Below are 22,671 nucleotides of genomic sequence, written 5' to 3'. Positions count from 1 at the left end.
GGTCACCTTTGTGAGAATATGAGCTTATGACTCGTGTTCTCTTGCTTGAAAATCCTCACGCTGACGCTGATCAAATCTTCGCAGATCACAATGTCGAGGTTGAACGCGTCAGCGGTGCCCTGGACGAAAATGAGTTGATTGAGGCGCTTCACGGTTTTGACATGGTGGGTGTGCGGTCCAAGACCCGTGTCACACAGCGTGCCATTGAAGCGAACCCTCAGCTTCAAGCAATTGGTGCTTTCTGTATTGGGACGAACCAGATTGATCTTTCCACGGCCACCAAGCACGGTATCGCCGTGTTCAACGCTCCGTATTCCAACACCCGTTCGGTTGTGGAACTGGCGATCGGTTTGATCATTGACTTGACGCGTCGTGTCACGGTCAAGAACTCGCGTCTGCACCGCGGCGTGTGGGAGAAGAGTTCGGACGGATCGCACGAGGTACGCGGACGCACCCTCGGCATTATCGGCTACGGCAACATCGGCACGCAGTTGTCAGTGCTGGCCGAGGCGATGGGGCTGAACGTTATTTTTTACGACATTGCGGAGCGACTCGCCCTGGGCAACGCCACGCAGATGCCGACGATGGAATCGGTGTTGCGTGAGGCGGATATTGTGTCGATCCATGTTGACGGCGCACCGCAGAACCGGAATCTATTTGGCGAAAAAGAATTCGACATGATGAAGAGCGGGGCGGTTTTCATCAACCTGTCGCGCGGGTTCGTGGTGGATATTGACGCGCTGCGCTCACACTTGTTGTCTCGTCATCTGGCGGGCGCCGCTATCGACGTGTTCCCGCAGGAGCCGAAGAAGAATGGCCAGCCGTTCTCCTCGCCGCTGGTGGGGATGGATAACGTGATTTTGACGCCGCACGTGGGCGGCTCCACCGAAGAGGCTCAGCTGGACATCGGACACTTTGTGTCAACAAAGCTGTGCGATTATCTGGCGACAGGGTCGACGGATATGAGTGTGAATCTGCCGAATCTGCAGCTTGCGGCTTCGGCACAGTCGCGTTACCGGATTGCGCTCATTCACCGCAATACGCCCGGCGTTTTGGCTTTGATCAACCAGACATTTGCTGAGTCCGGGGCCAACATTGACGGCCAGATTCTGTCGACGCAGGGGTTTGTGGGCTACGCCCTGACCGACATTTCTTCGGAATTGCCGCGTGAGGCTCTTCATGCCATTGAGTCGATGGACGATACGATTCGTCTGACCGTGACCAGTTTGTAGTGTGATACGCGTTTCTCCTGGCCTGCCAACCTACGCTACCGTAGGGTAGGTAAATTCTAGTGGCACGATCCAGGAGGAACAATGACACTGATGCACCAGCTTCAGGCTGGGTACGCCCCTGGCATTCCTTACTCTGTTGACATCAAGGACCACCGCATAACCGACGTTCTTGAGGATGTCGCTTCGCGTTATCCGAACCGCGTGGCGCTAGATTTCTTCTCACGCCCGACTACTTATCAGGAGTTGGTGAAGCAGGCTCGGCAGGGTGCGACGGTGCTGAAGAGAGCCGGTGTGCGGCCAGGCGATCGCGTGGCAATTCTGATGCCGAACTGCCCACAGCACATTGTGGCGGTGTACGCAGCGCTGTACGTGGGTGCTGTTGTGGTGGAGCACAATCCGCTGGCACCTGAGCGCGAAATTCACGAATCTTTTGACCGTCATGGTGCGCGCGTCGCTATCGCGTGGGAAAAAGTGGTGGACAAGCTGGCTTTTCTGCGCGGAACCGGCAGGGTTTTCGCAATGGATTTGACGCACGCCATGCCGAAGGTGACGCGTTTCCTGCTGAGCTTGCCGGTTAAGGCTGCGCGGGAAAAACGTCAGGAGATCTCCGCTCCAGTTCCCGCCTATGTACCCTCGTGGGACAAGTTGGTTGAGCATGCCGAGCCGATGTCCGGTGACAGTCCTGCTCGCCCCGACGATGCTGCGCTGTTGCTGCATACAGGCGGCACGACAGGCACTCCGAAAGCTGCGACGATTACGCACCGCAACATCATGGCGAATGTGGCGCAGGATATTGCCTGGGTTCCAGATCTGCACGAGGGCTCTGAGGTTGTGTACTGCGTGCTCCCCCTCTTCCACGCCTTTGGCTTCGGTGTTTCGTTTATGGCAGGTATCCGCCTGGGCGCAACGTTGGCGCTTTTCCCAAAGTTCGACACCGCGATGTTGCTGACTGCACAAAAGCGTTTGCCGTGTACCTTCTTCGTCGGCGTTCCGCCGATGTATGAGCGCATCCTGGATGCGGCAGAAGAACTTGATTCCGATCTCACGTCAGTCCGATTTGCGATCTCGGGCGCGATGCCGCTGGATGGTGAGCTTGCGGCCCGCTGGGAAGAAACCAGCAGGGGCCTGATCGTGGAGGGCTACGGCATGACGGAAGCAAGCCCGATTATCTTGGGTTCGCCGCTTTCCCCCGCGCGCCGCCCCGGCACGCTGGGTCTGCCCTTCCCGTCCACCGAGGTGCGAATTGTCAATCCTGACAACATTGACGAGGATGTTCCCGACGGTCAGGTCGGTGAATTGATCGTCAAAGGTCCCCAGGTGTTTGCCGGGTATTGGAACCGTGAGGATGAAACCGAACAGACACTGATTGACGGGTGGCTGCGCACGGGCGATCTGGTGGTCCTTGATGACGGTTTCATCACGATGGCCGACCGCCGCAAGGAGATGATCAATTCGTCGGGCTTCAAGGTGTTCCCGAGCCAGGTTGAAGATGCGGTGCGCTCAATGCCAGGTGTTCGCGATGTTGCCGTGGTGGGATTGCCTGACAAGAAGTCGGGCGAGTCGGTTGCTGCAGCGATTGTGCTGGAGGCGGGCGCCTCTGTCACGTTGGATGACATTCGCACGTGGGCTGAAAAGTCACTGTCGCACTATGCGCTGCCACGCCAGCTCGTTGTCCTCAATGAGTTGCCGCGCTCTCAGATCGGCAAGGTGATGCGCCGCAGGGTGCGTGAGGATATTTTGTCGATGCAGTCGCGTGCCGCTGACCTTGCGCAGCAGGCCCAGGAGGTTGTCGACCAGGCTCAGTCTGCCGTGTCTGCTGCAGTGGAGCGTCTGCGTGATAAACGGCAGGGAGATTCGCACCGCGATCAGGATTCGAGCCGCAGCGACAAGTAGGCCGCTCGGTTGTAGGAGTCGGTTGTAGGAGCCCACGCTGGCGATTAGGAGTCGAGCAGTGTGGGCTCTTCTTCTCTGATCTGCTTCTTGCGAGCCTTTCGGGCGTGCTGCTTGTGCACTCCAGTGTGCTGCGGTACCCCAGCCGCACTGTCGCGGGTGTTGCCGGGGATAGACACCGTTGCTTCCTTGTCATCGGCCGTCTTGTCAGCATCGTCATTTTCCTGGCGCTGCAGGCGCAGCTGCGCAATCGCATCTTCGAAGTCTTCGAGCGAGTTATACGAGCGGTAGACAGATGCGAACCGCAGGAATGCGATCTCATCGAGTTGAGACAGGAACGGCAGAATTGCTTTGCCCACTTCTTCTGACGAGACGTTCGAGACGCCACTGGATCGCAGATGCTCTTCTACTTGTTGAGCGAGCAATGCGAGGTCGTGATCTGTAACTGGCCTTCCCTGGCATGCTTTACGCACGCCGGCGATAACCTTGTTTCGGGAGAAAGGCTCAACTGCTCCTGAGTTTTTGACGACCTGGAATGAGGAGGTTTCAATCGTGGTGAAGCGCTTCTTGCACACAGTGCATTCGCGGCGGCGTCGAATTGACGCTCCGTCATCAGCGATCCTGGTGTCTACGACACGTGAGTCAGGATTATGGCAAAAGGGGCAGTGCACGCGAGCCTCCATCTAGTGTTAGCTCAACGCTACGAGTTTTCACACCTCATTTGCAACACGAGACACAGTGACAACAGGCTCGCAATCCTACTCTGCTGGGATTTGCAGACGCTGCCCCACCTGAAGGGGACCGTCAATGTCATTGAGGCGCTCAATGTCGACAACAACCTGCTCGAGCGGGCGGGAAGTATCCACGGCTTGAGCAAGGCTCCACACTGACTCTCCATTCGTCACCGAATGCGCCACGGTCGGCCCCGAGTAGTCGTCTGGCTGGAAATACAGACCGGCACCCACGCTCAGTGTCGTGGCGGCAGCCAATGTGCTCAGTGTGCACACCACAGAGCGAAGAGTGAGCCGCGGCGTGGCTGCCTCGCGATGTCGCGCGAAAACAGGATGACGACGAATGGCGGGGTCTTCTTCCAGCAGGCGAGCACGCTTGCGTTGAAGAGACGGTGCAGTGGAGATGTCACGAACTGTCGCGAGTTCGCCGGTGTCCACCACATGCAGATTCGCAGCATGACGCGTTGTGGAGTGTTCGGTTCGAGCTGCTCCAAGAATCGCAGCGCTCATGAGAATCCCTCACTTTCAATCGTCGTACAAATGTTCGTCGAACACTTGTACGATATCATCATTTTATGAGGGCAACAAGACTTGCTCGAACAAATGTTTCACATTTGCCTAAGTCTTCGGTACCCTGTAAACACAGTGAAGCAACGACCATGTGCATTTGCGTTCCAAATACTGATTGACCTGCATAAACGGGAGGATCGATGGCGAAGAAGACGGATGAGGCGACGTTAAGCCGTCGCAGGCGTGAGATTCTCGACACGATTCGTGAGAGTATCCGCGAACGCGGTTACCCTCCCTCGGTGCGTGAGATTGCACAGAACGTGGGGCTGGCCTCCCCCTCGACAGTGAAGCATCATATTGACGCACTGGAGGAGGCTGGTTTTATCCGTCGTCTTCCTGGCCAGGCGCGGTGCATTGAACTCACGGAGCAGGGTCTTGGAGATTCCCGCGATCCCCGCGATGCTCAGGATCAGGCACCTGCCACTGTCCATGAAATCGAGATCCCGGTCAGCCATGCTGACCAGGACACAGTTCCTGTCCCCCTCGTCGGGCAGATCGCTGCCGGCGCGCCTATCACGGCAGAACAGCATGTTGAGGACACGTTCGAGCTTCCCACCTCACTGACGGGGCAAGGCAACGTGTTCATGCTGCGTGTCAACGGCGAGTCAATGATTGATGCGGGGATCCTTGATGGTGACTATGTCGTGGTACGCTCTCAGCCCACCGCTGTTGACGGGCAGACGGTTGCCGCGATGATCGATGGTGAAGCAACTGTCAAGATTCTGTCTCACGCCGACGGTCATGTGTGGCTGCTGCCGAAAAACGAGTCCTACAGTCCGATCCCTGGTGACGAGGCAACGATCCTCGGCCTCGTCGTCACCGTGATCCGCTGCCTGTAGGTCAGAACCCGAGCTCTTGCGCAACAGCACGCAAGCGTCGGGCTGATTCGGTCAGACCGTCGCGCTCAGCGAGCGTCAGCGGCGGGTTCAGCACCCGTCCTGCACCCATTCGCCCAACGATGGTGGGTGCGGCCATGCAGACATCTGAGATGCCTTCCCAGTCTTCAAGCAGCGAGGAGATCGTCAGAACTCGGTTTTCGTCTCGCAGCACCGCGCGGGCAATGTTAGCTGCCGACAGGCCAATCGCGTAATTCGTGGCGCCTTTACCTTCGATGATCTTGTAGGCCGATTGAGTGACTTCTTCCGCAATTTCCTTGCGCAGATCACTGTCGAAGAGCCTGCCGCTCAGGGTGGGCCCCCAGTGCCGGATCGGCACGTTTCCAATTTCAGCGGATGACCACAGTGCCACCTCTGAATCACCATGTTCGCCTGTCACGTAGGCGTGGATGTTCTGTGTGGCCACTCCGGTTTCGCGCGAAACCAAGTAGCGCAGGCGCGATGTGTCCAGCACGGTGCCCGAGCCGAAGACCTGGTTGCGTGGAACACCCATGATTTTCAGCGCCGCATAGGTCACGATGTCAACGGGGTTGGTGATGAACATGAAGCGGGCGTGTGGTGCGACGTTCTGCAGGTTTGGCACGATGGTTTTCATGAGATTGACGGTGGAGCCGGCCAGTTCAAGGCGAGATTGTCCCGGTTTCTGCTTCGCGCCGGCGGTGACAATCACCAGGTCGGATCCTCGCACGATTTCCACATCGTCGGATCCTTCAACGGCGCCGCATGGGGTGAACTGGATGCCGTGAGCGATATCGAGCGCTTCAGCCTCGACCTTCTTCTTGTTGATGTCCTGGAGGACGATGGTGCGGGCGTCGCCCCTCATGGCGCACGCGTAGGCGACTGCGGTGCCAACCGCTCCAGCCCCGATCACCGCGATTTTCGACGGGTGTCCTTCCGTCCCTGAGGGGTACAAGGTTTGAGCAGTCATGTGGTGCACCTGATGCCTCCTTCATTCCGATCCGGCACCATCATCCCAAATCAGATGAATTTTGAGAAGTGGTCTATGGTCTCATTCACGAGGGCGACTGGACGAATCGGGTGTGTCAAGACTGGCTGCAAGACGTTCAAGCGCCTGTACCACGATGCGCGAATCTGTCGTCGGCCACATCTGCGGCATGGTGGCGCGGATAAAGCTGCCATACGACTTTGTGACCAGTCGCGGATCCAGCACTGCCACAACTCCCTGATCCTGCGAGGAACGCAACAGTCGGCCAGCGCCCTGGGCCATCAACAGTGCTGCGTGAGGCAGTGCCACCGCGCCGAAACCGCTCACTCCCCGTTTCGCTGCATCGTTTTGCAGCGCCTGGAACACCGCGTTATCAGGATGAGGAAACGGAATCCGGTCGATGACAACAAGCCGACAGGACGGGCCCACAACGTCGACCCCCTGCCACAGTGACAGTGTGCCAACCAGACACGAATCGCGTTCGTTTCGAAAACGCGACACCAACGCCGACGTGGTTTCCTCTCCCTGCACGTACACGTCCAGAGATGTCCCCTCGCGAAGTGCTCGCGCACCGGCCTTCAGACCACGCCATGCTGAAAACAGGGCGAGTACACCTCCACCTGCCGCTTGAGTCAGGGCGACAAGCTCATCAAGCGCTTCCCCGCTCGGGCCCTCGCGACCCGGAACTGGCAGATGCCGCGCCACGTAGATGATGCCCTGACGAGCCACGTCGAAGGGCGAACCAACGTCAATGCCATGCCAGGGCACGTGGGAGACCATCAGCCCGCATTCCCGAGCCGCCGAATCAAAAGACCCGCCCAGTGCCAGCGTGGCAGACGTCAAGATCGCCGCACGCTCCCCCAGCCCGACCGCGCCGAGCGGTCCGGCGACATCCAGAGGCGCAATCTTCAACGACACAGCGCTGCTATCCGTGTCCCTCTCGATGTACGTAATCGTCTGAGCTGGATCGACATTCCACGCGTCGATTGCCTCGATGAACTCGTCACACGCCGCCTGCGCCATGAGTTTCTGACTCTGCTCCACCGAGGACTGCTCAACTTCACTGGCCACGGTACGCACTGTTGAATCACATACGCTGATCGCCTCAACTACCGCATCTGGCCTGCACACCATCAGCCCGTCAGGCTGCGCGTCGAGGGCATCCATCAATGCGCTCGCTGCCTGCTCGAACGGTTGAATATCAACGGATTTGACCAGCGTGCGCACTACTCGCGCCACGCGCGTACACAGTGCCTTGGATATTTCACAACAGGCTTGAGAGCGAACGCGGGAAGCAAGTTCGTGGCATTCATCAACCACCACATGATCCAACTCTCCAAACAGGTTGAGCGCACTCATCGTGTCAATACCGAAGAGGGAATGGTTTGAGACCACCACGTCAGCTTCAAGCGCTTCATCGCGCGCGAGGCCAGCAAAGCATTCCTCCACAAATGGGCAGTCGCGCCCCATGCATTCACGCTTCGAGATACTCACCTGTCTCCACGCCCGGTCGGAGACGCCGGGGATCAGATCATCACGATCACCTGTATCCGTGATGCGCGCCCATTCTCGCACCCGCGTCACTTCTTTGCCGAGGTCACTGATTGGTCCCTGATGCGCGTCGGCAGCGTCGAAAAGAGTATCCAGCTGGGAGCGCCCACCGTCAGCTCGATACTTGCAGACGTAATTCGACCATCCTTTGAGCAGTGCGATATGCGGACGCACACCCGTTTCATCCGCCACGGCGTCAATGACCAAAGGAGCGTCCTTCGTCAGAATCTGGCGTTGCAGTGCCAGCGTGGCCGTTGTGATCAGGGTTCGTGCGCCTGATTCAGCTGCCCGAGCCAGCACCGGAATCAGGTAACCAATCGACTTGCCCGTGCCGGTTCCCGCCTGAATCATCACATGGTGACCTGATTTCAGCGCGGCGGCGCCCTCGTCAATCATGCGAACCTGGCCGTCGCGCCGACTGCCTCCCATCGCGGTGAGCACTCGGGTCAGAATACGATGTTCAAGGGCAGTCTCCTGCTCGTCAGCCTCACTCATGGGGCGCGGCATTCACATGATGAAGTCGGTCTGCAAGCGCACTGTCGACGTGAGCAGTGATATGCGTGCCTGCTGCCTCGTAGTCTTCACTGAGGACCTCGCCCTGTTCGTGGGCGGCATGGACGAGGTCGCCGTGGTCGTACGGGATGACCACGTCAACATAGACGCGCGGACGCGGCAACGTGTCTTCGATGAGCTGGCGCAGCTCCTCGATTCCCTGCCCAGTGCGAGCACTGATCGCAACAGCTTTGGGAAACAACGTACGGTTCAGCGCCCGGCGTTCAGGCGAGGCCAGGTCACTCTTGTTGAGCACAAGAATTTCGGGAATCGTCTCCGTGCCGTCAATCGTGTCCAGCACGCCGCGCACGGTTTCAACCTGGCCGACCGGATCAGGGTGAGCCGCATCAACGACGTGGACGATCACGTCCGCTTCACCGACCTCTTCGAGCGTGGATCGGAAGGCCTCCACCAGTTGCGTCGGCAGATTACGGACGAATCCCACCGTGTCAGACAGTGTGAAGACCCGGCCATCAGAAGTTTGCGTCCGGCGGACAGTTGGGTCGAGGGTCGCGAACAGCGCGTCCTCCACAAGCACGCCGGCATCAGTGAGCTGGTTGAGCAGGGTAGATTTCCCAGCGTTCGTGTACCCGACAATCGCCACAGAGGGCACACCCATGCGACGGCGTGCAGCTCGTTGAGTGCGTCGGGCGGGTTCCATGTCACGGATCTGTGCGCGCAGGCGCGCCATGCGTGATCGAATGCGGCGCCGATCCAGTTCGATTTTCGTTTCACCGGGTCCTCGTGAGCCGATACCTTCACCGCCGGCCACACGGCCACCGGCCTGACGCGACATGGACTCACCCCAACCTCGCAGTCGCGGCAACAGATATTCGAGCTGAGCGAGCTCCACCTGTGCCTTGCCTTCACGAGACTTGGCATGTTGGGCGAAAATATCAAGGATCAACGTCGTACGATCAACAACTTTCACTTTGACGACGTCTTCCAGGCCGCGGCGCTGAGAAGCGGTCAGTTCACCGTCCACAATGACCGTGTCTGCCCTGCTATCCGCCACGATTTCAGCGAGTTCACGCGCTTTACCGGAGCCGAGGTAGGTGCCAGGATCTGGGGTGGGGCGCCGCTGAATGATGCCATCGAGGACGTGGGATCCGGCTGTATCAGCCAGTGCTGCCAGTTCACGCAACGAATTTTCCGATTCCTCCAGACTCTGCGTTGTGCGCAGGCCCACCAGGACCACACGTTCGAGACGCACCTGGCGGTATTCAACTTCACTGACTTCGTCAAGCTCGGTCTGGCTCGCAATGTCATTGACGCGGCGCATACCGGCGCGCGCCTCCCGTTCCAGGTCGCCAGCATCGTGCGTCGTGTCCTGAAAGCGCGTGGATGCCAGTGCTGTGCCCTGGCGGGCGAGGATACGCGCCACGACGTCTTCTGCTGCTTTGAACGATTCGTCGTCATGCGCTGAGGTTGAATCACGTGAGTCGGCCACTGATCTCCTTCGTTGCGGGTTCATCCTAGTGTGCCACGAGCAGACCCACCCGCGCAGATGAGACAGCGATGGGTGTGGACACCTGAGTGATCCACTAGGCTGGACATCATGACTGACCAGTACTTCACCAACGCTGCTCCTGCCGAAGAATCTGAACTGCGCCGCATTGACGTGGCGCTGCGCGGACACGATTTTCGCGCCTGGGTCAGTGATCATGTTTTTTCTGCCAACCGTCTGGACCTGGGGACACGCCAGCTTTTGGCAGAAGCTCCCACGCCGCCTTCGTCAGGAACGTTTGTGGATGTCGGGTGCGGATGGGGGCCGATCGCGCTGGCGATGGCGCTGGAGTCGCCCGAGGCTCAGGTGTGGGCAGTCGATGTGACAGACAGGGCGCTCGATTTGACGCGCCGCAACGCCACAGCCGCGGGAGTGTCCAATATCACGGCGTACCGTGCGCCCGCTGCCCTGGCCAAAGCTCACTCCGAGAACGTGCGTTTCGACCTGATCTGGTCAAACCCTCCGGTGCGTATCGGGAAAAAAGCATTGCGTGAATTGCTGACTCAATGGCTCAACCTGCTGGCCGATGAGGGTGAGGCGTACCTGGTGGTACAGCGCAACCTTGGCGCAGATTCCCTGATCTCCTGGCTGTGCGAGCAAGGCTGGGATGCCGGCAAGATTGCATCCAAGAAGGGCTACCGCATTATTCGGGTCGCGCGCCGCTAGATCGCGATTCAGGCTGCGCAGCGCTAGAACGATTCGGGCTGTGCATCACTGAGTGCGCGCTCGATCAACTTCAACGCGTTCGCGCGCAGTGCCGCCTCATCGCACCCGTCTGCATCGATCCACATGATGCGTGGGTCCCGTCTGAACCATTTGATCTGTCGCCGTGCAAGCTGACGGGTGGCCAGTGCAACCGACTCAATCGCCTCATCACGACTCATATGACCGTCAAGCACGGACAGAGCCTGCGCATATCCCGTTGCCCGGGATGCCGTCTTGCCCTCGCGCAATCCGAGAGGAATCAGGTGGGCAACCTCGTCAAGCAGGCCCTCGTCAAACATGGCGTGCGTTCTGACCGCGATGCGCTCATCGAGGCGGGCAGGCTCACGCCTCATTCCGAGCATGACCGCCGGCTGGGCGAACTCGTAGCGCGGCAGGCGCGCTGAGAACGGCTCTCCCGTCAGTTCAATCACTTCAAGTGCGCGCACAATTCGGCGCGCGTTATGCGGGTCGATTCGGGACGCAGCAATCGGGTCACGCTCACAGAGCTTGTCCCACAGCCCTTGGACGCCCAGTGGCCCGTCGCCCTCAGCTTCAATGCGGGCGCGTATGTCCGGATCTGTGCCAGGAAAGTCGATGACGTCAAGGAGCGCGCGAACGTACAGTCCCGATCCGCCGGCAACCACGGCGATGCCCGCGCGACGATGAATATCCGCGATGTCACGTCGTCCTTCGCGCTGATAGGCGGCAACACTGGCCTCGTCTGTCACATCCAGGACGTCGATCTGGTGGTGTGTGATCCCTCGGCGTTCCTCCAGTGGTGTTTTGGCCGTGCCGATATCCATTCCTCGGTACAGCTGCATCGCGTCCGCGCTGACCAATTCGGCCTCACCGGATGTTCCCAGCAATGCCGGCAGATCCTGCGCAATGGTAAGGGCGAGGTCGGACTTTCCTGAGGCTGTGGGGCCGACGACGGCGATAATCGGAGTGTGGTCAGAGGTCACAGGTTCTGATCACCCAGCGGTTTGTACCAGTCCACGTCAATGGCAACGGCGCGAGCGTCAAAGTTGCGGTTGAGCGCCAATACTGCGCGGTTGGTCACGGCATTCGATGTCACGATGTGACAGATGTCGGGGCGTTCACGTTCCAGTGCCTGAGCATTGACAAGCTTGATCCACGCTGACAGTTTCCTGCCCCGGTATTGCGGGTCGATCAGCGTTGTTTCCTGGTAAGCGTAGCCGGATGTGTCGTCACGATACGTCAGCGTTGTCCAACCAACCAGTGGTCCTCCGGCTGGTCGAATTGCGGTCGTCATCCACTTGGTGCCGGCGCGGTAGAGTCCGTCCTCCATCAGTCGGATACGCTGTTCGTCCCAGATTGCGCTTTGATCAGTGGGTAGCGCGCCTGAAGGGATGTCACGCGCGCACATTTCGTAGAGGCGCACCATCTGCCTGGCGAGCGCGGGCCGAGTGAAGGGTCCTGTCCACGTCACTGTTTCAAAACCGTCAGGCGCGACCGGTGCGGCTTCACGGATACGTTGGGCAGGAAGAACATTCACCCATTCACCGCACACAGGCTCATAGCCCCCGGCTCGCAGTGCCCGAGTGTCGGCATCCTCATCAAAATTGACGAGGGTGTCCGGCCGATCCGGGTGATATCCACTGACGTCAGCGATAGCTTCGGAATCCTCGATCTTGTGCCACGAGGTCGACACAACCCATGTGTCGATACCGGTGCGCCCATAGCGCCGCGCTTTTTCTTCACATCGGGCGCGAAGTGCCTGAGCAATCGCCTCATTGTGGGAATCTGCCAGATAGATGTCATACGTTGCCAGATGGGTGTTCTCCAGCAGCGGTAGCTCCAGATAGGCAAAGCCGATCACGCTGGCTCGATCGACGTCGACGGGCTGGGAACCTGCGCAGGCAACGATAAAGAGCTGAGCGCACGAATGACGAGCCGTGGAGAGCTGTTGGGCGGTCAGCGCCCACACAGATGTGCCAAAGATTCGCTGCGAATGTTGCTCCGTGAGAGCCGCCAACCGGCAGTAGAGATCAGCGTGCGGGTGTTCATTGTTGAACGGACGGCTGATTTGGGGGCGCACCTCAATAAGCGTGACGTCCTGGACGGCGTCAACGTCGCTTTGCTTCATGCATTCATGATCTCACGCGCAGCGTCGGCATTCCAAGAGTTACGCGTGGATCGGATGCCTCGTTGTGTGCACGCTGAACCTCCTGCCATGCGTCCCCTGCACGGGTACGGCGAACGTCGAAAAGTCCCCCGGTCAGGGCCGAGTCAGCGAGCAGATGGTGAGGCGCACCGTGCGTGACCGTTGCGCGCACCATATCGCCGGGTCGTGGCCTGTCCGCTTCTACAAGAGTGTCGGGCAGGGCGACATGTACCAGTCGGTTATCACGCGCACGCCCCGTGATGCGTTGAGTGGCACCGTCTTTGCGGCCTTGTCCTTCGCTGACGAGGACTTCGACGGCAGTGTCTTCGAGCTTCTCATTGTCCTGCGCGCAGATCTTATCTTGCAGGGCGATAAGACGGCTGTAGCGTTCGGAGGCGACCGCGGGGTCAACCTGGTCGTCGCGATCGGCTGCGGGCGTGCCGGGGCGCGGTGAGTACAGGAAGGTGAAAGCAGATGCGAAGCGTGCTTCTTCGACGACTTCGAGGGTCTGCTCGAAATCTTTTTCCGTTTCGCCGGGGAAGCCGACGATGATGTCGGTCGTAATAGCCGCGTCGGGCATTGCTGCGCGAACGCGTTCCAAAATGCCCATGAATTTCTTGCGACGGTACGAGCGGCGCATCTGGCGCAGCACCGTGTCTGAGCCTGACTGCAATGGCATGTGCAGGGATGGCATGACGGTGGGTGTCTGAGCCATCGCCTCGATGACGTCATCAGTGAAAGCTGCCGGGTGAGGGGAGGTGAAGCGTACGCGCTCAATTCCATCGACTGCGCCGACTGTGCGCAGCAGATCAGCGAAGGCTCCTCTGTGACCGAATCCCACACCGTAGGAGTTGACGTTTTGCCCCAGCAGCGTCACTTCGATAGCGCCTTGTGCGACAACTGCTTCGACTTCCTGGAGGATCTCACCTGGCCTGCGGTCGCGTTCCTTTCCGCGCAGATGCGGCACGATGCAGAATGTGCAGGTGTTATTGCATCCGACAGAGATCGACACCCATGCCGCATACACGGATTCGCGGTGTGTGGGCAGCGTCGATGGAAAAACCTTCAGCGATTCTTCGATCTCAACTGCTGCTTCCTGGTTGTGTTCAGCGCGCCGCAACAGTGCGGGCAGAACATCGATGTTGTGTGTGCCGAAAACGGCGTCGACCCAAGGTGCGCGTTCCACAATACCGCCGCGCATTTGCTGAGCCAGGCACCCGCCCACTGCGATCTGCATGCCGGGGCGTTCACGTTTGACCTGGGCGAGCTGGCCAAGATTTCCGAACAGACGAGTCGCAGCGTTTTCTCTGACCGAGCAGGTATTGATGACCACCACGTCAGCGCCCATGTCGCCGGCATCAGTGGCGCGTGCTGCAGCTTCGGGTACTTGTGAGACGGGAACCAGTCCATACTCTTCCAGTAGTCCCGCCATGCGTTCTGAATCATGCTCGTTCATCTGGCATCCGAGTGTGCGCACCGCGTAGGTACGTGGCAGTGCAGACGGTGCGGCTGGCGCGGAAAGATCGGTCAAAGAAGTCATCGTCTGAAGATTCTACTCAACAATGCCTTACTCCACCCTGTTGGGTTCGTCATGCCCGCGTGTGACCACGTCACTCACCAGCGTGATTGCAGCGTCCACAGCCGCGGTGCGCACCTGTGTGCGTGAGCGGTCAGTGAAGTGATATTCACGCTGCGTGAAGCCTTCTGGAGTGACACAGGCGATGTGGACGGTTCCTGCTTCGTGCCCGTCTGCCGGACCTGGGCCGGCCACGCCTGTGGTGGAGATACCGATATCGGCACCCATCAGGGTGCGTACCCCCTGAGCCATCTGAATGGCCACGTCCGCATCTACCGGACCGGTTCGTGCCAGGTGTGCCCGATCGACACCCAGAATGTCAGCCTTCAGCTCAGTGGCATAGGTACACACGCCTCCGCGCACCGCATCGGATGCGCCTGCAATGTTGACCAGTGTCGAGCACAGGAGCCCACCTGTCAGGGATTCAGCTGTCGCAATCGTCAGGTGTGAGTCGATAAGGTCGTGCACCAGGCGAAAAGTCGCATCATCAGATGTCATCGTCCGATTCTCTACTCCACTCATTCAACGCGGCGCCGACAACGCTGACGCACACGTGAGCCGCATATCCTTTGCGCGCCAGCATACCCGTCAGCCTGCGAAAGGCTTTATCGCGTTCAGCGCCGTCGAGCCCTCGTGACAGCACCGACCGTTTCTTCGCGTCGACAAGTTGTCGAGCCCGCGCCTGTTCATCCTCGTGAGAAATCTCGCTCAGGGCCTCGTTAATCAGCTCCAGCGCAACTCCGCGTTTCGCCAGATCTGCTGCCAGTGCGCGTCCTGCTTTGCCGCCCAGCGAGAAGCGGTCCTTGACGAACATGGCGGCAAACGCGCGATCATCAACCAGTCCAACGCGTTCGAGCCGTTCCAGTACGTCATCGGCAACATCACTGGAAAAGCCGCGCGACGTGATGGCCGTGTGCAGTTCGGCGCGTGATCGCGCCCTGGCGTCCAGCTGGCGCAGTGCCACCTCACGTGCCGCTTCAATCGCGACTGTCCCCGTTAAAGAAGCGTTGCGTTCGCGAATTCGCGCCATGCGTTGCGCAGCCGAATCCGCGGTTGCACGCCGACGCTGGTCACCCAGCTCAGGATGGTCTTCGGGATCCGAGTAGTTGACCACGTGCACACACCTTAGAATCCTGCATCTTCGGAGGGGTCAACGGCCGGCTCTGCTGTCTCCGAAGCCTCCTCGGACTGTGTTGATTCTTCTTCGGGAGATGCTTCGATGCCAACGGCCTGCAGGATCTTGTGTTCGATCTCGTCGGCAAGTTCAGCATTGTCAACAAGGAACTGGCGGGCGTTCTCCTTGCCCTGGCCCAGCTGATCATCTCCGTAGGTAAACCAGGAACCTGACTTGCGCACGATGCCGCTTTCCACGCCCATGTCAATCAGGGAGCCTTCACGTGAGATTCCCTTACCGTAGACAATGTCGAACTCCGCCTGCTTGAACGGCGGCGCCATCTTGTTCTTGACGACTTTGGCGCGGGTGCGGTTGCCGACGGGTTGATCGCCATTTTTGAGAGTCTGGATGCGGCGCACGTCGATGCGAACTGAAGCGTAGAACTTCAGTGCCTTGCCACCCGTTGTTGTCTCGGGAGATCCGAAGAACACACCGATCTTTTCACGCAGCTGGTTAATGAAGATCGCAGTTGTCCCTGTGGCCGACAGGACGCCTGCGATTTTGCGCAGCGCCTGGCTCATCAGACGGGCCTGCAGGCCGACGTGCGAGTCACCCATTTCGCCTTCGATTTCCGCCTTGGGAACGAGCGCGGCCACCGAGTCAATGACGATGATGTCAATGCCGCCCGAGCGGATCAGCATGTCGGCAATTTCCAGTGCCTGTTCACCGGTGTCGGGCTGTGAAACCAGCAGGGAGTCAGTGTCCACGCCCAAAGCACGCGCATACTCCGGGTCAAGTGCGTGCTCAGCGTCGATGAACGCAGCGTTTCCACCCGCTTTTTGTGCGTTGGCAACGGCGTGCAGAGCAACGGTGGTTTTACCGGAAGATTCTGGTCCATAGATTTCAACGACTCGACCGCGCGGCAAACCGCCGATGCCCAGTGCGATGTCGAGGGCCAGCGAACCTGTGGGAATGACGCGTACGGGCGGGCGCGCATCGTCGCCCAGTCGCATCACAGATCCTTTTCCGAACTGCTTATCGATCTGCGCGAGTGCCACTTCCAGTGCTTTGTCGCGATCTGTGGTCGCTTGCTGCGCACGCGGGGCTGTTTTCCTGGCCATCGTGTTTCTCCTCGTCGTTGCGGGCTCTCCGCCCAATGGATCAGTCCTGGTCTCGGAATGCGGTCCCCTCGCCGGGGTGCATGAGTGACGATATGCCCGACCATAGGCATTTGGGATTCGTCGCGAGCAATCTGTGGAAAGCTGGAGCGAATCGGGCCACCTGTGGATACAGTAGTGGAACACGTGTTCGATTGTGAAACGACACGCTGATGTCACAAACATGAGCCGCCTCGCCCGTCAATTCTCGCGCAGGCAACCGTTCGGCTCGCCTTCAGCGCTTCTTCTTCGGGCGCCTGTGCACCCAGCGGGCTTCTTCGCCTTTTCCGGTTTCATCGACGAGGGCGTCCCATATCACCTCAACGTCAACACCGGCATCCATTGCCTCACGACCGCTCATTTTCAGCGGGACGAGGTAGAGGTCCTGAAACAGGGAACGCCCCAACGCAGGTCCATAGACCTGGTCAAGGGCGTTCCAGAATTCTGATTTGAGCACGAAGCTGAACCGTTCTAGCTCAGCAGCGCAACCGACATCAAATCATCGGGTACCGTATCGGGCACCGTTGTGCTTTCAATGATCGCCATGCGATCTGACACGGTGCGCAGGACGACCCACAGCGGGACGCCTAGTGCTCCGGTAATGGCTTGCAGCAGTTCAGAGGAGGCTTCTTTCTGTCCCCTCTCAACTTCGGACAGATATCCCAGCGACACCTGTGCCTGAGATGAAACTTCGCGTAAGGTCCGGCCCTGGTCCTGACGCAGTGAGCGCAGCACGTCGCCGATCTCGGTGCGAAGCAGTGGTGCTGTTGCAGTTGTCGTCATGTTCTGACTGTATCCTCTCATTGAACTCACATGCATCCTATGTTCACCAACTGGGAAGTTACTGAACACCAGCTTGCAATGCGCAGGATCATTTCCTTGTCTGATCATTTCAACGCCCTTGACGATGTCTTTATTCCCGGCAGTTGACAGATCCCTAATGTGGGGTACGTCTCGATTCGGGGAGTTGGTACTCCCCTGGCCGGCAGCGTCAGTGCGTGATTTCAAATTGTTTGAGCAGTGTGCGGCTGGCGTGCGAGTCTGTGGCCTGCAGCGCCAGGAGCTGCGCGTAGATTCCGCCACTGCGCGCCAGTTCAGCAGGCGACCCGACCTCATCGATCGTCCCGTTCTTCAAGGTGACGATTCGATCCACCGTTGCGATCGTGGACAGCCTGTGCGCGATGATGATCGTCGTGCGCCCATGCATGAGTTCGTCGAGGCCGGCCTGAACCTGCCGTTCAGCTTTGGTGTCCAGGGCTGAGGTTGCCTCATCGAGCACGAGGATCGGCGCGTCCTTGAGCATGGCGCGAGCAACGGAGATGCGCTGTTTTTGCCCACCTGACAGTTTGATGCCGCGCTCACCGATCTGCGTGTCGAAGCGTTCGGGAAGGCGCTCAATGAACGACAGGGCGTTCGCTCGACGCGCCACCTCGACAATCTCGTCGTCCGTAGCGTCGGGTTTGCCGTAGGTGATGTTGTCACGAATCGTGCCGGAGAACAGGCTCGCGTCCTGGAAAACAACACCGATCTGATCGCGCAACGTCTGAGTCGGCACCTGCGTCACGTCATGTCCGCGTACCCTCAGCACGCCTGAATCAGGCGTGTACAGCTTCATCAGCAGGTTGATCATCGTGGTCTTGCCACCACCTGACTCACCCACAAACGCGATGCGTTCACCTTTGCGAATAGCGAGGGAAATATCGCGCAGGACTGTCTCGTCGGTGTAACCAAAGTTGACGTGGGAGTACTCGACGTATGGATCCTCGCTGGACCAGTCGATTGTCTCGTGCACGGCGGTCAGCGGCTCGTCGGGTTCTGACATGACTTTGAAGTACTCGTTGGAGCCCGTGATCGCTTTTTGCAGGGTGTCCACGTAGTAGCTCATCGACGTGACGGGCTGCTTGGCCATGTTGATCAGCTGGATCAGCAGCACCATTGATCCAACGGAGAAGGCGCCGCGAGCAGTTTGGATGAAGATAATCAGGTAGACCGCGAAGAACACCAGGTCCAGGCACACGCGACGAAGAATGTCCATGCGGTGCCAGTAAGCAGACTGGGAGCGCGTGATGCTGATTGCGTCGTCGTAGTGCCCGTCGAAGGTATCCAGTTCGGAGCGCTCGCGCGTATAGGACTTCACGACGCGAAGCTGGCCGATAACTTCAGCGAAACGGCCACCCGAGATGTCGTAGTGCTCGTTCTTCTGATGCTCCCACACCTGCCATTTCACCGAGGTCAAAGCTGTAAGCCAGACGAACAGCGGGTAGATGATGAACAGGCACAACGCCAGCCACGGCGAATGCAGGCCAGCCACCACCAGCACCGTGACGACAGTGAGGATCGTGGTGAAAAACGAATTGGCGAATACCTGCAGGAAGTCAGCCACCGAAGTGATTGAACGGTTCAGGCGCGAAATAATCGTGCCGGTCAGCTCGGAATCAAAATAGCGCTGCGGCAGGCGCAGCAGTTTCGAAAAATAGTTGTGCGACAGGATCGCACGGATCCTCGTGCTCATCTGGTCACCCATATAGCCGGTGACGTTCGTGATCAACGAGTTCAGCACCATGAGTGCGAGCAGTCCAACGGCCAGCCACACCAGAGTGGTGATCGTCGCGTTCGACTTGCCGCCGATCATGTCCACGACGATCTGCGTGCCCTGCGCGATGACGAAGGGGCTGAGCAGGGAGGTCACCGTCGTGACGATGGCGCCGATGATAATGCCGACGTAGAGCGGCCACAGTGACCGGGCACTTGACAGGATCCGCCAGATATTCTTCATGTCTGAGATGACACCTAATGTTTGCCGAACAGTTTGACGCTTTCGATCACGTAGCCGGCTCCACTCCACAATGTGGCGATCAGAGTCAGTGCTGCAACGACGACCATGAACCATGATCCCGGCATAACGATGTTCGAAAAAGTGGACCAGGGCAGCAGCAGGATGAAGATCAGGAACATTTGCAACAAGGTCTTGAACTTGCCTGCAAGCGATGCAGCAACGACAACTGAGCGTTTGAGCAGGAGTGCACGCAACACCGTCACGCCTAGTTCTCTTGCCGCAATGACGATGGTGAACCACCACGGGAGGTAACCCGCGATGCTCAGCATGATGAAGGCGCTCAAGGTCAGTGCCTTGTCGGCAATCGGATCCATGATCCGGCCGAAATCGGTAATGAGGTCCTGCGAGCGGGCGATGTGCCCATCGAGCTGGTCGGTGACGCCGGCAATCACGAACACGCTGACCGCCCACCAGTGCAGGTTCCAGTCATGCTGCAGCATCAAGATGATGAGGATGGGCACCATGATGAGGCGAAAAACAGTCAGGATGTTGGGAACATTGACCCAGGAGCGCTTCGGCCCCTCATCCAACATCGAGACGTTTTCCGGTGCTGACTTCATCATGATGAATCCTATCGTGTTCAGCGACCAGTCAGTTGCCAGGCGTCTTCATTTGGACCTGACCCGTCGTCATAGTCCTTCTCATCGACCCAGTCATCAGGTGCGCCGATGCTGGTCAGGTCCCGGTGAGGGTGGGCGAACGGCCCTGCATGTGAGTCATGACCCATTGAGTCGCCGTACGCGTCAGGTGCGTGATCAGCGGACGAGGGCGCGCCGTGGTAGCCGCCCCGACTGGAGGCCGGATCGGCAGGTTGTTCCGGTTCGGAAGCATGTACGGAATCCGTTTCCCCGCGCAGCATTGCCAGCACGTCCGGCAAGGACTCAGGTGGAACCAGCACTTCGCGCGCCTTGGATCCTTCGGACGGGCCGACAATTTCGCGCGATTCCAGCAGATCCATCAATCGTCCTGCGCGCGCGAACCCGATGCGCAGTTTGCGCTGCAGCATGGAGGTGGAGCCCAGCTGAGTGGAAATCACCAGTTCGGCTGCCTGCAGCAGATCCTCAAGATCATCACCAATATCCTCAGCAACCTTCGGCTTCTTCGCAGGTGCCGTGACGTCTTGACGGTACTGCACTTCCATCTGCTCCTTCACATGCGTGACAACAGCATGGATTTCAGATTCAGTGACCCACGAGCTCTGAACGCGCAAAGGTTTCGCCGCACCCGCCGGCAGATACAGGCCGTCACCTTGACCGATCAGCTTTTCAGCACCGGTCTGGTCCAAAATCACGCGCGAGTCAGTTTGCGAGGCTGTTGCGAACGCGAGACGAGAGGGAACATTAGCTTTAATGCCGCCGGTGACCACGTCCACCGACGGGCGCTGGGTGGCCAGCACCAGGTGAATGCCGGCCGCACGTGCCAGCTGTGTAATGCGCTGAATGGACGCTTCCACGTCACGAGGCGCCACCATCATCAGGTCCGCCAGCTCATCGACCACGACCAGCAGGTACGGGTAGGGCTTGAGCGTGCGATCCAGTCCCGGCAGCGCGTGCACCTGCCCGGACAGCACGGCCTTGTTGAAGTCGTCAATATGACGGAACTTGTATGTGTGCAGGTCGTCGTAACGCCTGGTCATCTCTTCAACAACCCATTCAAGCGCTTCGGCGGCTTTCTTCGGATCCGTGATGATCGGTGCGATCAGGTGCGGTATTCCGTCATAGACCGTCAGTTCCACACGCTTGGGGTCCACCAGAATCATGCGTACCTGCTGCGGAGTGGCGCGCATCATGATGGATGTGATCATCGAGTTGATGAAGCTCGACTTACCCGAACCGGTCTGGCCTGCAACCAGCAGGTGCGGTGTCTTGGCCAGGTTGGTGACAACGTAGCCACCCTCGACGTCCTTACCCACACCGACCATGAGCGGGTGGTGATTGCGCTTGGCGACACCGGAGCGCAGCACGTCACCCAATGCGACCGTCTCGCGGTCAGGGTTCGGGATCTCCACACCGATGGCGGACTTGCCGGGAATCGGTGAAATGATGCGCACGTCTGCTGTTGCCACAGCGTAGGCAATGTTCTTCGACAGGTTCGTGATGCGTTCGACCTTGACGCCCGGACCCAGCTCGACGACGTATCGAGTCACCGTGGGGCCGCGCGAAAAGCCTGTCACTGTGGCGTCGACGTTAAATTCGGTCAATACGCGCTGCAGGGCCTCGATGATCTGATCGTTCGCGGCAGAACGCGTCTTGTGCGGCGCTCCGCGGACCAGAAGGGATTCGTCAGGCAGCGTATAGGAAATCGACTCGTCGAGCTCGGGCTGGAAGGAACTGGCAGGCGGCTCGGTCGTGGGCGGTGCGGCCAGTATGGAGGTCTCCTCCCCTGCTCCCGTATCTGCCTGCGGCAGAACCTGGGTTGCTGCTTCTGGTTCGTGGTCTGACGAGGGGGGCGCCGTTTCCTCGATGTCCTGGTGTTCTGACACATTCGGGACGGCGTGTGCGCTCTCGTGTGCACGGCGGAATGCTTCATCCGCGTCGTAGGAATCCAGCTGAGCGGTGGCCGCAAGCTCGTCCTCGTCACTATCGACATCGTCTGCATCAATGCGTTCACGCTGGTCCTGGCGTGACAGGATGCGCCACCATGAGCGCAGCACTGCGGGAATGTCACTGATCCGCGTGCGGGTGGCGAGCAGAAGTGAGTACAGGGCGAGCAGCACCAAAATGGGGATTGCGCCCCAGGGTGACAGCAGCTGAGCCAGCGGGCGTCCGATGAACCAGCCGGCAAGCCCTCCGGCTGCTTCGATCCGGTCGAAGGAATCGATGTTCGGGTTTCCCGCGGTGATGTGGGTGATGCCCGCGATCGACATGGCCATGCCGATTCCACCTGCAATGTGGTGTGGCAGCGCGTGCTGGCCGGAGCGCGCCTTGATGAGCTCGATCGACAGGGCGACGAACACGATCGGCACCAGAACGGAGAACAGTCCGACCAGGCCGGCTACCGCGTGATGCACGATCATTCCTGCGGTTCCGGAAATGCCGAACCATTCACGCAGGGCGATGATAATGGCCAGCCCACACAAGATGAATGCCAACGCGTCGCGTTTAAGCTGAGGGTCCGTAGCGCGCCACTGCTCGTGTGCGCTGCGAACCGCGTGGCCTGTTGCCGACGCTGCCCGCGCCAGGCCGCCTGGGCGTGCCGGAGCGTTCTCGGCGCGTGCAGAGGAGCGCCCCGAGGTTCGAGAGCTGCGAGTACGCGAAGATGATGCAGATTTTTTGGCCATGAT

General features: G+C 59.2%; 20 protein-coding genes. 4 read left to right on the top strand and 16 right to left on the bottom strand.

Annotated features, from left to right (window positions below):
• Nucleotides 1–26 precede the first annotated feature (26 nt).
• Nucleotides 27–1,232 (top strand): phosphoglycerate dehydrogenase, encoded by a 1,206-nt coding sequence (gene serA / locus QP093_RS03115; RefSeq protein ID WP_285014614.1) that lies wholly within the window; start codon nucleotides 27–29, stop codon nucleotides 1,230–1,232.
• 81 nt (nucleotides 1,233–1,313) lie between these two features.
• Nucleotides 1,314–3,125, top strand: coding sequence for an AMP-binding protein (locus QP093_RS03110; RefSeq protein ID WP_070725909.1), 1,812 nt, complete (start codon nucleotides 1,314–1,316; stop codon nucleotides 3,123–3,125).
• A gap of 44 nt (nucleotides 3,126–3,169) precedes the next feature.
• On the opposite strand, the gene nrdR is transcribed toward QP093_RS03110, so the two are convergent.
• Both nrdR and QP093_RS03100 read right to left on the bottom strand, forming a co-directional pair.
• A complete protein-coding gene (gene nrdR / locus QP093_RS03105; RefSeq protein ID WP_285014611.1) occupies nucleotides 3,170–3,793 on the bottom strand; it encodes a transcriptional regulator NrdR in 624 nt (207 codons plus the stop codon).
• An 87-nt stretch (nucleotides 3,794–3,880) separates the two neighbouring features.
• Nucleotides 3,881–4,363: a LysM peptidoglycan-binding domain-containing protein gene (locus tag QP093_RS03100; RefSeq protein ID WP_070725911.1), complete on the bottom strand. Its 483-nt coding sequence runs from the start codon at nucleotides 4,361–4,363 to the stop codon at nucleotides 3,881–3,883.
• 200 nt (nucleotides 4,364–4,563) lie between these two features.
• On the opposite strand from QP093_RS03100, the gene lexA reads away from it, so the two are divergent.
• A complete protein-coding gene (gene lexA / locus QP093_RS03095) occupies nucleotides 4,564–5,262 on the top strand; it encodes a transcriptional repressor LexA (protein ID WP_058236452.1) in 699 nt (232 codons plus the stop codon).
• 1 nt (nucleotide 5,263) lies between these two features.
• Here lexA and QP093_RS03090 read toward each other — a convergent pair whose 3' ends face one another.
• The 3 genes from QP093_RS03090 to hflX all read right to left on the bottom strand — a co-directional run bounded on the left by QP093_RS03090 (nucleotide 5,264) and on the right by hflX (nucleotide 9,842).
• Nucleotides 5,264–6,247 (bottom strand): L-lactate dehydrogenase, encoded by a 984-nt coding sequence (locus QP093_RS03090; RefSeq protein ID WP_285014610.1) that lies wholly within the window; start codon nucleotides 6,245–6,247, stop codon nucleotides 5,264–5,266.
• A gap of 81 nt (nucleotides 6,248–6,328) precedes the next feature.
• Nucleotides 6,329–8,311 (bottom strand): ATP-dependent DNA helicase, encoded by a 1,983-nt coding sequence (locus QP093_RS03085; protein WP_285014608.1) that lies wholly within the window; start codon nucleotides 8,309–8,311, stop codon nucleotides 6,329–6,331.
• Nucleotides 8,304–9,842, bottom strand: coding sequence for a GTPase HflX (gene hflX, locus QP093_RS03080; RefSeq protein ID WP_480294004.1), 1,539 nt, complete (start codon nucleotides 9,840–9,842; stop codon nucleotides 8,304–8,306). Before hflX ends, QP093_RS03085 begins: the two co-directional genes overlap by 8 nt.
• A gap of 84 nt (nucleotides 9,843–9,926) precedes the next feature.
• Here hflX and QP093_RS03075 point away from each other — a divergent pair, with 84 nt between their 5' ends.
• On the top strand, nucleotides 9,927–10,541 hold the full coding sequence (locus QP093_RS03075) for a class I SAM-dependent methyltransferase (protein ID WP_092648462.1): 615 nt from the start codon (nucleotides 9,927–9,929) through the stop codon (nucleotides 10,539–10,541).
• Nucleotides 10,542–10,564: 23 nt separating this feature from the next.
• Here QP093_RS03075 and miaA read toward each other — a convergent pair whose 3' ends face one another.
• From miaA to QP093_RS03020, 11 genes are all read right to left on the bottom strand, one after another.
• Nucleotides 10,565–11,542 (bottom strand): tRNA (adenosine(37)-N6)-dimethylallyltransferase MiaA, encoded by a 978-nt coding sequence (miaA, locus tag QP093_RS03070; protein WP_285014603.1) that lies wholly within the window; start codon nucleotides 11,540–11,542, stop codon nucleotides 10,565–10,567.
• Nucleotides 11,539–12,687, bottom strand: coding sequence for a hypothetical protein (locus QP093_RS03065; RefSeq protein WP_058236447.1), 1,149 nt, complete (start codon nucleotides 12,685–12,687; stop codon nucleotides 11,539–11,541). Before QP093_RS03065 ends, miaA begins: the two co-directional genes overlap by 4 nt.
• A gap of 4 nt (nucleotides 12,688–12,691) precedes the next feature.
• Nucleotides 12,692–14,245 carry a tRNA (N6-isopentenyl adenosine(37)-C2)-methylthiotransferase MiaB gene (miaB, locus tag QP093_RS03060; RefSeq protein WP_285014601.1) on the bottom strand — a complete coding sequence of 518 codons (1,554 nt, stop codon included), beginning with the start codon at nucleotides 14,243–14,245 and terminating at the stop codon, nucleotides 12,692–12,694.
• A 27-nt stretch (nucleotides 14,246–14,272) separates the two neighbouring features.
• Nucleotides 14,273–14,779 (bottom strand): CinA family protein, encoded by a 507-nt coding sequence (locus QP093_RS03055; protein WP_058236445.1) that lies wholly within the window; start codon nucleotides 14,777–14,779, stop codon nucleotides 14,273–14,275.
• Nucleotides 14,769–15,395 (bottom strand): regulatory protein RecX, encoded by a 627-nt coding sequence (locus QP093_RS03050; protein ID WP_285014600.1) that lies wholly within the window; start codon nucleotides 15,393–15,395, stop codon nucleotides 14,769–14,771. The genes QP093_RS03055 and QP093_RS03050 overlap by 11 nt, the downstream gene beginning before the upstream one ends.
• 11 nt (nucleotides 15,396–15,406) lie before the next feature.
• Nucleotides 15,407–16,516: a recombinase RecA gene (recA, locus tag QP093_RS03045; protein ID WP_058236443.1), complete on the bottom strand. Its 1,110-nt coding sequence runs from the start codon at nucleotides 16,514–16,516 to the stop codon at nucleotides 15,407–15,409.
• A 271-nt stretch (nucleotides 16,517–16,787) separates the two neighbouring features.
• Nucleotides 16,788–17,009, bottom strand: a complete 222-nt coding sequence (locus tag QP093_RS03040) for a DUF3046 domain-containing protein (protein ID WP_058236442.1) — start codon at nucleotides 17,007–17,009, stop codon at nucleotides 16,788–16,790.
• 14 nt (nucleotides 17,010–17,023) lie between these two features.
• Nucleotides 17,024–17,335 carry a helix-turn-helix domain-containing protein gene (locus QP093_RS03035; protein WP_058236441.1) on the bottom strand — a complete coding sequence of 104 codons (312 nt, stop codon included), beginning with the start codon at nucleotides 17,333–17,335 and terminating at the stop codon, nucleotides 17,024–17,026.
• A 208-nt stretch (nucleotides 17,336–17,543) separates the two neighbouring features.
• Complete coding sequence (locus QP093_RS03030; RefSeq protein WP_285014598.1) at nucleotides 17,544–19,328, bottom strand: ABC transporter ATP-binding protein; 1,785 nt, start codon at nucleotides 19,326–19,328, stop codon at nucleotides 17,544–17,546.
• A gap of 14 nt (nucleotides 19,329–19,342) precedes the next feature.
• Nucleotides 19,343–19,951: a CDP-diacylglycerol--glycerol-3-phosphate 3-phosphatidyltransferase gene (pgsA, locus tag QP093_RS03025; protein ID WP_227469210.1), complete on the bottom strand. Its 609-nt coding sequence runs from the start codon at nucleotides 19,949–19,951 to the stop codon at nucleotides 19,343–19,345.
• Between the two features lie 17 nt (nucleotides 19,952–19,968).
• On the bottom strand, nucleotides 19,969–22,668 hold the full coding sequence (locus QP093_RS03020; protein WP_285014597.1) for a DNA translocase FtsK: 2,700 nt from the start codon (nucleotides 22,666–22,668) through the stop codon (nucleotides 19,969–19,971).
• Nucleotides 22,669–22,671: the final 3 nt, after the last annotated feature.

It is taken from the genome of Pauljensenia sp. UMB10120, assembly GCF_030212035.1.
GTDB classification, from domain to species: domain Bacteria; phylum Actinomycetota; class Actinomycetes; order Actinomycetales; family Actinomycetaceae; genus Pauljensenia; species Pauljensenia radingae_A.
Note: the sequence above shows the minus strand (reverse complement) of the source record. Positions and strands in the feature narration are given on the sequence as shown.